This is a genomic window from Mycobacterium sp. UNC410CL29Cvi84 (assembly GCF_000686745.1).
Lineage (GTDB): Bacteria > Actinomycetota > Actinomycetes > Mycobacteriales > Mycobacteriaceae > Mycobacterium > Mycobacterium mucogenicum_B.
The window spans coordinates 38486-51650 of record NZ_JMLM01000010.1; the positions used below are offsets into that span (position 1 = coordinate 38486).

A 13165-nucleotide genomic window follows, 5' to 3' on the forward strand; every position below is an offset into this window, starting at 1 on the left:
GGGCATCGCGGTTCGCGGCGGTGTCGTAGCGGGAAAAATGTCACGGGGGACTCGGAACATCACGAGCGGTCGTCCCCATGGTGGGGGCGGTTGCTCGTGCGTCGTCTAGCCGCCGTAGCTGCTGCGTTGCTGCTGGCTGTCGCCAGCGCCCCGCCCGCACTCGCCATCGAACCGCCGGCCATCGACCCCGGCGCCGTCCCGCCCGACGACACCGGCCCCGATCAGCCGATGGAGCAGCGCAAGATCTGCTCCGCACCGACCGTGCTGCCGAACACCAACTTCGCCGACAAGCCGTGGGCGGCCGACTATCTGCACCTCGCCGAGGCGCAGAAGTTCGCGACGGGCGCCGGCATCACCGTCGCCGTCATCGACACCGGTGTGAACGCCTCGCCGCGGGTCCCCGCCGAGCCCGGCGGCGACTTCGTCGACAAGGGCGGCAACGGCCTGTCGGACTGCGATGCCCACGGCACGCTGACCGCGTCGATCATCGCCGGCCGTCCGGCGCCGACGGACGCGTTCATCGGCGTCGCCCCCGAAGCCCGCATCCTGTCGCTGCGCCAGACCTCGGAGGCATTCCAGCCGAAGGACTCTCGCAGCGATCCCAACGATCCGAACACCACCCAGACCGCCGGCTCGCTGCGCAGCCTGGCCCGCGCCATCGTGCACGCGGCGAACCTGGGCGCGCAGGTCATCAACATTTCGGAAGCCGCCTGCTACAAGGTGACCCGGGCCATCAACGAGACGGGCGTCGGCTCGGCCATCGCCTACGCGGTGAACGTCAAGAACGCCGTGGTCATCGTGGCCGCCGGCAACACCGGCCAGGACTGCAACCAGAACCCGCCGCCGGACGTCAGCGTGCCGTCGGATCCGCGGGGCTGGAAGCAGGTGCAGACGATCGTCTCGCCGGCCTGGTACTCGCCGCTGGTGCTGACCGTCGGCGGCATCGGGCCGCAGGGCCAGCCGAGCAACTTCTCGATGTCCGGCCCCTGGGTGGGCGCCGCCGCACCCGCCGAAGGCGCCACCGCGCTGGGCTACGACGGCAATCCGGTCAATGGGCTCAACGGGCAGGACGGCCCCATCCCCATCAACGGCACGTCGTTCGCCGCGGCCTACGTCTCGGGTCTGGCGGCCCTGCTGCGGCAGCGTTTCCCCGACCTGACCGCCGCACAGATCGTCACCCGCATCACGGCGACGGCGCGGCACCCCGGTGGGGGAGTGGACAACTACGTCGGTGCCGGTGTCATCGATCCGGTGGCGGCGCTGACGTGGGACGTTCCCGCCGGCCCCAAGCAGGCGCCCTACCAGGTCAAGAGCATCCCGCCGCCGGTGTACATCCCGCCGCCAGACCGTGGACCCATCACCATGGTCGTCGTGGCCGGTGCCGCGCTGATCATTCTGCTCGGCCTCGGTGCGGTGACTCGCCGTGCGCTGAGGCGCCGATGAGGCACTTCGGGTTCCGCTTCACCACGGGGCACCTGCTGTGGGCCGCGACGCTGGTGCCCGCGGTCGTACTGCTGTGCATGCATTTCGACCTGCTGTGGCTCGGGATAACCCTGGGTGTCCTGATCGCGCTGTTCTCGGTCCTCGCCATCCGCGGACGGCGGCTGACGGGCTGGATCGCCGCGATGTTCGCCTGGCAGCGCCGGCGCAAGGTGGCCCCGCCGGCTCCCTCGGAGCCGGCCGTCGGCGCGACGGTCATGCCCGGCGACCACGTCGCGGTGCGCTGGCTGGGTGACCACCTGGTCTCGGTTGTCGAACTGGTGCCGCGCTCGTTCACCCCGACAGTGATCGTCAACGGCGAGGCCTTCACCGACGACAACCTCGACACCCGACTGGTGGAGCGGTTGCTCGCGGCGCACGGACCGGATCTCGAGGCGGACATCGTCTCGGCGGGCTACCGCGTCGGCAAGACCGCCCCGTCGAGTGTCGTCGCGCTGTACGAGCAGGTGGTCGGCCCCTACGCCGCGCCCGCCAACCGCCGGACCTGGATCGTGTTGCGCGCCAACCCCGACGAGACCCGCCGGTCGGCCCTGCGCCGCGGCACCGGGGTCGCCGGCCTGGCCGGCTACCTGGTGGCGACCACCACCCGCATCGCCGACCAGTTGGCCAGCCACGGCATCGACGCCCGCCCCGCCCGCAGTTTCGAGGAGTACGACCGGGCAACCGCGATCAGCTTCGAGCGCGAGACGTGGTCAACCATCAAGGGCCGCAGCACATTTACCGCGGCCTACTCGGCACCCGGCGGGCCCAACATGTGGTGGTCGGCCCGTGCCGACCACACGATCACCCGGGTCCGGGTGAAGCCGGGTCAAGCGCCGACGGCGACCGTGCTGCTGACGACGCTGGCCACGCCGACGACACCGCGCGGCTTCTCGTGTCTGTTCGGTGGACAGCGCGCCGCGCTGGAGGGGCTCAGCCCGATCACCGACCGGCACTACGAACTGCCGATCGGCTCGGCCGGCGTGCTGGTGGGGGAGACGGCCGACCGCTACCCGGTGTACATGCCGTTCGACAACGTCGACTCCACGATCAACCTCGGCGACGCGCACGTGTTCACCCAGTTCGTGGTGCGCTCGGCGGCCGCCGGCGCTGTCGTCACCCTGGCACCGCAGTTCAAGGAATTCGCGGGATTCATCAATGCCCGGATCGGGAATGTCCCGAAGGTGGCATGGCCCAATGCCACCACCTACCTCGGTCCACACCCGGGTATTTCACGAATTCTGTTGCGCCACAACTTTATCGACACCCCGCGCCACCGTCAGCTGCCGATCCAGCTGATCAACCCGCGCGAGGAGAGCCGGTTCCAGATGGCGCTGGAGAAGTAAGGGGGAGCAAGTAGATGGCTGGAAAACTGAAAGTCTCCTCGGAGACGCTGAACGCCAAGGCAGCTGAAGTTGACGTAGATCTGCCGACCTTGCCGCCGGCACCCACAGCGCCATGCGAGTTGGCAATCGCGCAGGACGCCACCAATTTCCTCAAGAACAACCTGCAGCAGCTCGACGCCGCATTCAAGGCCGGGCGCGCTCAAAATCGACGACTGGCCGCCTGCCTGCGGGCGGCCGCCGCGGCCTACGACGCCGCCGACGCGGCCGGGAAGTCGGGCATCGATGCCACCAAGCTCGGCGCTGGCGGAGGTGCACCCATCACCCCCAATCTGCCCCCGGCACCGGCGCCCGCAGACCCGGTCGGCAGCTTGCCCTGGATGCTCGAATCGCTCGGCGGGGCCGAATCGCACCCCAGTAACCCCGGCATGGATTGGGAAGTAGCCGCTAAGCAGATCAACAGCGGTGACCAGGGCACCTCGATGATCGAGTTCGGCACACAAATGGTCGGAGTGGTGACGAAGCTGGCCGAACTGAACAGCAAGTTCAATATGGCCGGCGTCGAATGGGAAGGCGATGCTGCCGAAGCGGCAGAGAATGCGCTGAAGGACTACTCGACGTGGCTGACGGCGATGGCCCAGGCGGCGAACAACCTGGCCATCCAGGCCATGGACCTGTCCGCGATCCATGGCGGCAGACGACCCGAGCACCCCAGCATGCAGGACGTGGCGGACTACGAGAATGCCAGCGTGCTCGCGACAGTCGGGCAAGCGGCATACGACTTCTTCACCGGCCACGCCACGAAGCAGCAGGAATCCGACACCGTGCGGGCCAAGTACGCACAACAGGCGACGATCCGTTCCCTCGTGACGCCGCCACCACCCAACTTTGGGTCGAACGCCTGGCCTGCCGTCAAACCGGGGGATGTGGCGAAGAAAGACGGCCAGGGCACGGGTGCGCCCCAAGGACCTGGCGGGGGTGGGCCGTCCGGTGGCGGCGGGACCCCGGGCGGCGGGGCGCCGAGCGGTGCGACGCCGTCGATGCCGGAATCGCCGAGCGTCAGCCCGGCTTCTGCTGGTGAGCAGAAGCCCGCGGGCGGTGGATCACCTTCTGGCGGTTCACCTTCCGGTGGCGGCTCACCGTCGGGCGGATCCGGACAGGGTTCACCGGGCGGCGGGATGCCCGGCGGATTGGGCGGCGACAAGCCGGAGATGCCGAGCCTGCCCGACGGTCCCAGCGTGAGCCCGGCATCCGCCGGCGGCGGTGCGGGCGGCGGGTCCGGTGGCGGTGGCGGCGGGCTGGGCGGCCAGCCCATGCAGCCGGCAGCCGTCGCACCTGCGGTGGGCGCTGGCGGCGCGGCAGCCGGCGGCGCCAGCCAGGCCGCGGGCCGCCCACCGGTCGGCGGCGGCGGTATGGGCGGCGGCATGGGTGGCGGCATGGGCGGCCACGGCGGTGGCCGCGAAGGCGGCAAGGAAAAGAAGCGCAACGCGAATCTGTCGCCCGATGAGGTCCTGTACACGGAGGACCGTGCCTTCACCGACGGCGTCATCGGACACCGGCGTCGCACCAAGATCGATGACAAGAAGGACACCAAATGATCGAGATGCACCCCGAGGTCGCTGCGGTTCTCCAGCAGGCCCAGCGCCTGCAGTCGGTCATGGACGAGCAGCTCGCCAAGATGAACACCGAATCGTTCACCGCGACCGACGAAGCCAAGACCGTCGAGGTCACCCTCAACGGCCACCACTGGCTGACGGATCTGTTCATCGAAGACGGCCTCCTGCGCCTCGGCGCGGACACCGTCGAAGCCCGCATCAACGAGGCGTTGGGCAACGCGACGGCGAAGGCCACCGAGTCCATCGACGCCGACCGGGCCCGCCTCAACGAGCTGGTCGCCGAGATCACGGCCAGTAATCCGCCCGCTCAGCCGTAGCGGTCCCTGGATGAAGATCGCCAAGCTGGCCGCGGCGACAGCGGCCGTGGCACTGCTGGCCGGCTGCACCACGGTGACGACCGGCGACGCGACGAAAGACCCGTCGTTCAAGCCGGGTGACGCCATCGTCAGCCTGCTGAACCCAGGCAACTACCCGACGACGCCGAAGCCCGGACCGGCACTCAAGCAGGAGGCCGAGAGCGGCCGGATCATCGACGGCGAACGCATGGGCGAGTACGTGGTCGGGCCGTGGGAAGTTGACCCGCAGTTGCTGAACGTCGGCTTCATTTCGACCGGGCTGTTGTTCAGCGTCGGCTCGCTCCTGTCACCAGAGCTCGACCAACTGGCGCAACAACAGCACTTGATCTACGCGTTCGGCTCCGGCCGCCACACGGCGGCAAACGCAGACCACCTTCGCAGGCTGCAGAACACTGTCTTGCGCTTTCCAAGTCCCGAAGAAGCGGCTGCGGCAGCATCTGGTTTCTACACGCAGCACCCGCGCATCCACGATCCCTCGACGAAACTCAATATCCCGATACCCGGACATCCGGAATCGCAGGCGCTCCAATCCACCATGCCCGATGGAACTTTCGCCACCTCGATCATCTCGCCGCATGGCCCATATGTCTTGATTCAAGGCGGCACTGCACAGGAAAGCCCCGACGCGTCATTGCAACTGGCGACCAAGGCGTTAGACCTGCAGGCGCGTCGAATCGACGATTTCAAGCCTACCGATCCCAGTCAGTTCGCCACCATGCAGACCGATCCTGAAGGACTGTTGAGCAGGACGGTCCCCACCAAGGAACACAAGGCAAACCAGGGCTTGTGGGGGCCACGCGGCCTCCTTCATTTCGAAGACGACCCAGTCCAAACCGCCGCGGCATTGGCGGCAGCCGGCGTCGACGTCGTTTCGGTACGCGGTACCTACCTCTACCGAGCCAAAGACGCCGCCGCGGCGGCGCAGCTCGCGCAGAAGCTCGCCGAGCCTGGCGGTAGCAGCCCCAGCGAACCTGGCCCGACCGTACCCGGACTGCCCACGGCCAAGTGCCGGGCGATCAATTATGCGGAAGTGAAAGCGCTTGTCTACGACTGCACCGCGTCGTTCGATAGGTGGGTGTACGTGGCCTCCTCATTGCAGCCGTTCGACGCCACACAACGAATGGCATCCCAATACCTGCTGCTGACCGCGAAATAGCGACACCTGGTTCAACTCGCGTTCGGCCGCCTTCAGGCCGTCCGGCCGTTGCCGCGGCGGCTGAGGCACTCAGCCGCTCGAGTGCGTACAGTTCGCGGAGAGTCACTGCGTAACGTCTCGGGGAGCCGGCGCAGTCGGGAGACGATGGGGAACGTCATGAAGACCGCCAAGTGGGCCGTAGCGACGGTCGCAGTGGCACTGCTGGCCGGCTGCACAACGGTGACGAACGGCGACGCGACGAAAGACCCCTCGTTCAAGCCTGGTGACGCCATCGTCAGCCTCTTGAACCCCGGGAACTACCCGACGGCACCCAAGCCGGGGCCGGCGCTGAAGCCGGGCGCAGAATCCGGACGGCTCATCGACGCGGAGCGTCTGGGTGAATTCGTCGTCGGACCATGGGAAGTCAATCCCACTCTGGTCAATATCGGGGTAAATGTAACAGGCCTGTTTCTCGACGCCGACCGTCTGAACAGCGTCGAACCCGGTCCCATGAAGCAGATCGCCAAAGATCATCAGCTGATCAACGGGTTCGGCTCAGGTCGTGGAACCATTCGCGGCGCAGATCACGACAACCAGTTGGTGATTCTGGTACTGCGATTCCCAACAGCCGACCTGGCCAACGACGCTGCCCGCCAATTCGCGGCGCAGGCCCCGACAATAGATCCAGCCTCGCCCAATCAACCGATATCAATTCCAGGACATCCCGAGGCACTCGCGCACGCGGCCACCACGTCAGAGCGAAGTTTCACAGTCAGCTCCTATACTCCGCACGGGCCATACGTGCTGTATCAATACGCTTCGAGTGACGTAAACCGCGACACCGCAACACAGTTCGTTGCTAAGTCGCTGGATCTGCAGTCTGCTCGAATCGATGAGTTCCAGCCGACCGACCCAGCGCAGTTCGCCACTATGCAAACCGATCCCGAAGGGCTGCTGAGTCGGACGGTTCCCACGAAGGAGCATAAGAGCAATCAGGGCCTATGGGGGCCCCGCGGCATTCTTCATTTCAGCGATGACCCACTGCAAACGGGCGTGGACCTGTCAGCAGCCGGCGTTGACATCGTTTCGGTGCGCGGCACCCACCTGTACCGGGCCAAAGACGCCGCCGCCGCGACGCAACTGGCGCCAAAGTTCGCCGAGCCAGACGCCAAGAACCACACTGAGCCGGGTCCCGCCGTGCCCGGCCTCCCCTCAGCGAAGTGCCAGGTAACCGATGTCGCTGAGGTGAAGGCTCGGGTCTACTCCTGCTCTGCATCGCTGGACCGATGGGTATACGCAGCGTCGTCGCTACAGCCATTCGACGTCACACAACGCATGGCGTCCCAGTATCTGCTGCTGACTGCGAAATAATCGGACCACAATGACCTCGACCTTCAATCCCGGCGACATCGTGGCCGGCTACACCATCGAATCCGTCCTCGGTGTTGGCGGCATGGGTGTGGTCTACAAGGCCAAGAACCCCCAGCTGCCCCGCAGCGACGCCCTGAAGGTCCTCACCACTTCCATCCAGGGCGACGGCCAGTTCAGGGAGCGCTTCCTCCGCGAAGCCAACGTCGCCGCCACGCTCGACCACCCGAACATCGTCGCCGTCTACTCCCGCGGCGAAACCGAGGCGGGTCAGCTGTGGATCGCCATGCAGTACGTCGCGGGTACCGACGCCGACCAGGAAGTCCGGTCCGGGCGGATGTCACCCGCGCGGGCAGCCCGCATCATCACCGAAGTCGCCAAGGCCCTCGATTACGCGCACCGGCGCGGCATCATGCACCGCGACGTCAAGCCCGCCAACTTTCTGCTGGCCAACGCCGAAGATCCCGGCGATGAAGAACGAGTCTTCCTGGCGGACTTCGGAATTGCTCGCGCCTTCGACGACGCCGCGCACCTGACCACAGACGGCTCGGTGATGGCGTCCATCGCCTACGCCCCGCCCGAGGCACTGAGCGGGCAGCGCGTCGATTCGCGTGCCGATGTCTACTCTCTGGCCTGCAGCTTCTTCGTACTGCTCACCGGCCGGACGCCGTACGGGGGACTCCCCGGCGGTATAGCCGCGATCGCCGCGGCACACGTGACAGGAGAAATCCCCCGCGTCACTGACCGCGTGCCCCACCTGCCGTGGGCGCTGAACGAAGTCATCGCCCGCGGCATGGCCAAGGACCCCAACGCCCGCTACCAGACTGCGCGGGAATTCGCGGCCGCGGCCACGGCCGCCGTCACGAACACCGGCCCGGCGCCACAGCCACCCGGCCAGCTGCCACTGCCGGGGCCGGGGCCGGGGCCGGGGCCGGGGCCGGGGCCGCAATCATGGTCGCCCCGTCAGCCAACGCCACCCAGCGGCGTGCTGACTTACCCGAGCGGACAGTTCAGCGGTCCTTACCCGCCCGGCCCGCCACGTGGCCCGCTGCCTGGCCAGATGGCGGCACCCCATCCCCCGGCGGCTCCACAGAAGAGTTCACGCAAGCGTCGACTGGTCATCGGTGCCGCGGTCGCTGCCGTGATCACCGTCATCGCGGTCGTCGCCTCCATCATGCTGACCGGCAAGCCCGGCGCCCCGGCGTACACCGCGCAGTCATTCATTCACGCCCACGGCACCACCGAAATCACCAAGGCGCCAACAGCTGTCGCCGCCCTCGGCCCCGGCGACGCCGATGCCGTGCTGTCGCTCGGTCTGCAACCAGTGGCGATCGCCGGCGCAGGTACGTCCCTACCCTCGTGGTTGCAGTCCAAGATCACCGGAAACCCGTCGGTCAAGGACACCGTCGGCTTCATCGACACCAGCGCCATCCAGGCCGCCAAACCCGACGTCATCATTGCGACCGGCGACATCGACGACGCGACCTACCAACGCCTCGCGGCCATCGCGCCGACGGTGACGCAGCCGAAAGACACCAGCCGGGCATGGAACTGGCAGACCCAGCTCAAATGGATCGGCAAGATCGTCGGCCGTGACAAGGACGCCGACACCCTGATCGACCAGGTGTCGTCCCAGCAGACCGATCTGAAGAACCAGAATCCGCGAGCCGCAGGGAAAAGCGTCCAGGTGATCCACGTGTCGGACGACGGCGTCACTCAGACCTTGACGCCATCCAATGCGGCGGATTATCTCAATTCGCTCGGTTTGAACTACGACCCCGACTTGCGTCGCAAGCCAGGTGATAGTAGTTCAACCCGGTCGATGCCAGACCTCGGCAAATTGTTCCTGATTCACAGTGAAGTGTTGGTGGTCGTGCGCACCGACAAAGCCGCCGGCAACGGTGGGGCAGCGGGACTTCCCTACCAATTGGCCGCCTACCGCGGATCGATGATCATCGTGGATGACCCTAATAGCGTTGCAGCACTTGCCGATCCCGGCGGTTACCTGGCTACCGAGTATCTCAACGCCAACTTCGTTCCGCTAATGAGTGTCATCCGCTGATTCACAGGCCGGCGGCGATCTTCGCGACTAGGTCGCGCCCCTTGTTTCCCACGTTCGGAGCACAGACCCGCACGTCAATGATCACGTTCCTGCGCGAACCCAATGCGTGCTGACATGGAACCCGGGTCCCATCGCTGGCTGTCCCCGACACCGGAACGCTCGCGACGGAATCGACCGATTCAACTCTTTCCAACGCATACGTCAGGGGAACCCGACCGCCCGTGACAGTCGCCTGCTGGTTCTGGCACGACCTCCAATGTCCGGTAGTCGCCTCACGAAAGTCCGCCGCCTCCGCGTCCGTCGAGAATGCGGCCACCACCTGCACCACTTGAGCATGCTGATCCCCGTGAAGAAGCTGCCCAGCGAAACCTGTTCGGCCGTAGTACCCAATGGTGTCGAGAGCCGGCATGACCGCTTCGAGGCAGCGAATCGGTTCCACCCGCAGCTTCGTATCCGGTTTTCTGAAGATCGCCTCCGGCGTCATCGCGACGCCCACCAAGTCGCTGATCTCCGAGGGCGAGCCCAACAGCCTCGGCAGGCCGGCATCATCGATCGGTTTGACTACAGCTGATGTCAACGTCGTTGGGGAAGCAGCACCCGTGGCCGTCGTGGGAGAGCCCGATACTTTCCGGTCAGTGACCGAACAACCCGCCGCGACAACCACCACCGCTCCGATGAGCATTCCAGTACGCCAGGGATTCATCTGATCCTTCCCGTCAGCTGACTTTGTCCGCGATCTGCTTGGCCAGCTCGGCCGCCTGCGTGCCGCCGCCCGGGCTACACGCCAAGACGTCGATCACCACATCAGCCTTGGTGGTCAGCACGTGCTGGCAGCTGCGCCCCGGCTCGGTGAACATCGCAGTGAGAGTGCCCTTGTCAGCGGCGACGGCACCGACGGCCAGTGGGCGCGGCGGCTGGCCGTCGGCCGTGAACGTGACCGGGATATTCGCACAGCCCGACCACGTCGCCGTGGCCGGAATCCGTTCTGCCGCTTGGGGCCCCGGGTAGCCAGTCGCATATGCGACGACCCATGTGTTCGGGTCCGCCGGGTTGTGCAGTTCCATACCCGACATCCCGGTGAAGCCCGGGGCGAAGGTCGTGGCGCTGCCCGCGTCCGCCACACCGGCGCACGGCGGGGGATTGGCTGTCCCTGCTCGCGGAGTTTCCGCAGTGACGATGGTCGCCGTCGCCATCGGCGGCGACTGCATGACGGCGCTCACCGCCTTGCCGTCTGGGAGCAGGTTCGCCAGATCGATGCGGTGCCCCGGGGGAGCAGCTTTGGGCGGCGCAGCGGGTGCCGTCGGTTGCGTCGGCCGGTTTCCGGAGTCGCGGGTCAGGTACGTCATACCGGCCACAAACCCCACCGCCAGGACCACTGCGCCCACGATCATCGCTGCTTTCGGCGCACTCGATTCAGCGCCGCCACCCGGCAGCCGAAGCCGGCGGTACACCACGAACCCGGCAACTGCGCCCAGCAGCACCAGCACACCGATATCGAGCGCCCACCAACGCAATTCGTGGTGCCACAGCTGATCGTCGACCGACATGAGTGGGGCGATCTTCAGCAGGTCGACCACGCTCGCAGACGCGGCGAAACCCCACCGCCCCGGCAGGAACCACGACGCCTGATCCAGGCCGACACGTCCGGTGACAGGAATCATGCCGCCGGAGAACACGATCGACAACATGATGACGACGACGAGCATCGGAAGAATCTGCTCGCTGGACCGCGCCAGAGAGGACAGCAGCAGACCCAGAATTGCCGAAACGATGGCTGCGACAGTCAGACTCACATAGAAGTCCAGGGTCGGGCTGCCCAACAGCAATGCCCCTTGGGTGGGCGCACCCTTGCCGATCACCACGATCGCGACCACGATCGCTGTCTGAATGGCGGTAAATGCGCTGTAGACAACGATTTTGGCAGAGAGGTACGCGGCGGCCGACAACCCGACCGCCTGCTCCCTGCGGAAGATGGTGCGCTCGCCGACCAGATCACGGATCGTCAGCGCGGTCCCCATGAACACTGCCGCGATGTTGGCGACGATGAGCAACTGGTTCGGTTCATTGGGGGAGTGGCCCACCGTAGCCATCCCGAATCCGGTGTCCCCCGGCACAATCAGCGACATCGCGCCCAGGATGAACGGCAGCAGCAGCAAGAAGCTGGTGTAGATCCGGTCGGCGAAGATCAGTTGCAACTGCCGGCGCGCAACGGTGAGCATTTGACGGCCGGTACTGGTGCGGGCCGGGGCGCCGAGCGGGCCGGCGGGCTCCGGCGGCGCGGCCGGTCGGTTGGCGGCCGGATTGTTCTGCAGGAACACCGCATGCGCCGCGTCGGGATTGGCCGAGACCCAGGCGAAGATGTCCGCCCAGTCCTGGGTACCCATCGCTGATCCAACCGCTTGCGGGGGCCCCGCGTAGACCGTCTTGCCGCCGGGTGCCAGCAGCAGCACCTGGTCGCACATGTTCAGGTAGGTGAGCGAGTGCGTCACCACCAGCACCGTGCGCCCGGCATCGGCCAATCGGCGCAGCATCTGCATGACCTGTCGGTCCAGCGCCGGGTCCAAACCTGACGTGGGTTCGTCGAGGATCAAAAGGGATGGGCCGGTGAGCAATTCGAGCGCCACCGAAGCGCGCTTGCGCTGCCCGCCCGAAAGCTTGTCCACTCTCTTGTCGCGATGTGCAGTGAGCTCGAGCTCAGCGAGCACCCGCTCCACCACCGCGTGGCGATCATCCTTGCTCGTGTCGGGCGGTAACCGGAGTTCGGCGGCATAGTTCAACGCCTGGCTGACAGTCAATTGCCGATGGACGACGTCGTCCTGCGGCACCATCCCGATCCGAGACCGCAACGACGCATAGTGTGCGTGCACGTCGTGTCCGTCGAAGGTGACCTGCCCGGACGTGGGTTTGGTGACGCCGCCGAGCAGCCTGATCAACGTCGACTTGCCTGCGCCCGACGGGCCGATCACCGCCGTAAGAGTGCCGGGCCGAGCGTCGAACGCCACGTTGGTCAGCAGCTGGTGGCCCTCGATGGCGAGGCCGACCTGGCGTACCTCGATGCCACCGGTCGCAACCGCCTGCCGCGACTGGACCGCGGTACCGCCGGTGAACACCAGGTCGGTGTTGCCGACGGTGATGACGTCCCCGGGACGCAGCGTGACCGCCTCGACGCGGTGACCGTTGACGAAAGTGCCGTTGCCCGAACCGTTGTCGTACAACTGGGTTCCGGTCGGGGCGGGCATCAGGTAGGCGTGGATCCGGGAGGCCAACGAATCGTCGACCCTGATGGTCGCTGTCGAATGCCGCCCGATGGTGACGGCGCCCGCAGGCGGCCCCGACGAGCGTTGTGGGGCGGGTGCCGGCGGGCGCGGCGGTGCAGGCGGCGGCTGCGGAACCGGCCGTGGCGGTTGAGGAATCGGCTGCGTCGGGCGCGGTGGCGCCGTCTGCGCCGGTGGCTGCCGGTACTTGGCGACCGGAATGACCTGGGTCGCCGTACGGAAGTGGAGCTGCGGCCCGTCGGGAGCTCCGACGGCCAGCACGAGGTCGTCACTGATGACCGCCGACGGCACACGCGTCCGGTTGGCGAAGATCCCGTTGCGAGACTTGTCGATTGCCACCCACTGACCGACACCGGGGTCCACCCGGATGATCAGATGCAACCGGGACACCACGTGCTTGGCGCCGGGGCCGGCGTCCGGGATCCTGACATCCGAGGCCTCGCCACGGCCGACGGTGACCTCCTTGCCGGGCGGGAAGGTGAACATGGCGCCGCCGAGCGTCACGATGAGCGGCGGGACGGAGCTCACGAA

General features: G+C 66.8%; 9 protein-coding genes. 7 read left to right on the forward strand and 2 right to left on the reverse strand.

Going from position 1 to position 13165, the window contains the following annotated elements:
* The first annotated feature begins 96 nt into the window (after nt 1-96).
* From mycP to BR47_RS0115075, 7 genes are all read left to right on the forward strand, one after another.
* Nucleotides 97-1443 (forward strand): type VII secretion-associated serine protease mycosin, encoded by a 1347-nt coding sequence (mycP, locus tag BR47_RS0115045; protein WP_029120025.1) that lies wholly within the window; start codon nt 97-99, stop codon nt 1441-1443.
* A complete protein-coding gene (gene eccE / locus BR47_RS0115050; protein WP_029120026.1) occupies nt 1440-2825 on the forward strand; it encodes a type VII secretion protein EccE in 1386 nt (461 codons plus the stop codon). The genes mycP and eccE overlap by 4 nt, the downstream gene beginning before the upstream one ends.
* Before the next feature lie 14 nt (nt 2826-2839).
* A complete protein-coding gene (locus BR47_RS33520) occupies nt 2840-4420 on the forward strand; it encodes a PPE domain-containing protein (protein WP_177127390.1) in 1581 nt (526 codons plus the stop codon).
* Nucleotides 4417-4755 (forward strand): YbaB/EbfC family nucleoid-associated protein, encoded by a 339-nt coding sequence (locus tag BR47_RS0115060; RefSeq protein ID WP_020099970.1) that lies wholly within the window; start codon nt 4417-4419, stop codon nt 4753-4755. The genes BR47_RS33520 and BR47_RS0115060 overlap by 4 nt, the downstream gene beginning before the upstream one ends.
* Nucleotides 4756-4765: 10 nt before the next feature.
* Nucleotides 4766-5950, forward strand: coding sequence for a DUF7373 family lipoprotein (locus BR47_RS0115065; protein ID WP_029120027.1), 1185 nt, complete (start codon nt 4766-4768; stop codon nt 5948-5950).
* A 156-nt stretch (nt 5951-6106) separates the two neighbouring features.
* Nucleotides 6107-7300: a DUF7373 family lipoprotein gene (locus BR47_RS0115070; RefSeq protein WP_029120028.1), complete on the forward strand. Its 1194-nt coding sequence runs from the start codon at nt 6107-6109 to the stop codon at nt 7298-7300.
* A gap of 10 nt (nt 7301-7310) precedes the next feature.
* A complete protein-coding gene (locus BR47_RS0115075; protein ID WP_029120029.1) occupies nt 7311-9359 on the forward strand; it encodes a serine/threonine-protein kinase in 2049 nt (682 codons plus the stop codon).
* Between the two features lies 1 nt (nt 9360).
* Here the strand turns inward: BR47_RS0115075 and BR47_RS0115080 are convergent, their stop codons facing one another.
* Both BR47_RS0115080 and BR47_RS0115085 read right to left on the reverse strand, forming a co-directional pair.
* Complete coding sequence (locus BR47_RS0115080) at nt 9361-10041, reverse strand: sensor domain-containing protein (RefSeq protein WP_081633322.1); 681 nt, start codon at nt 10039-10041, stop codon at nt 9361-9363.
* Nucleotides 10042-10075: 34 nt separating this feature from the next.
* Nucleotides 10076-13120, reverse strand: a complete 3045-nt coding sequence (locus tag BR47_RS0115085; RefSeq protein ID WP_197035061.1) for an ATP-binding cassette domain-containing protein — start codon at nt 13118-13120, stop codon at nt 10076-10078.
* Nucleotides 13121-13165 lie beyond the last annotated feature (45 nt).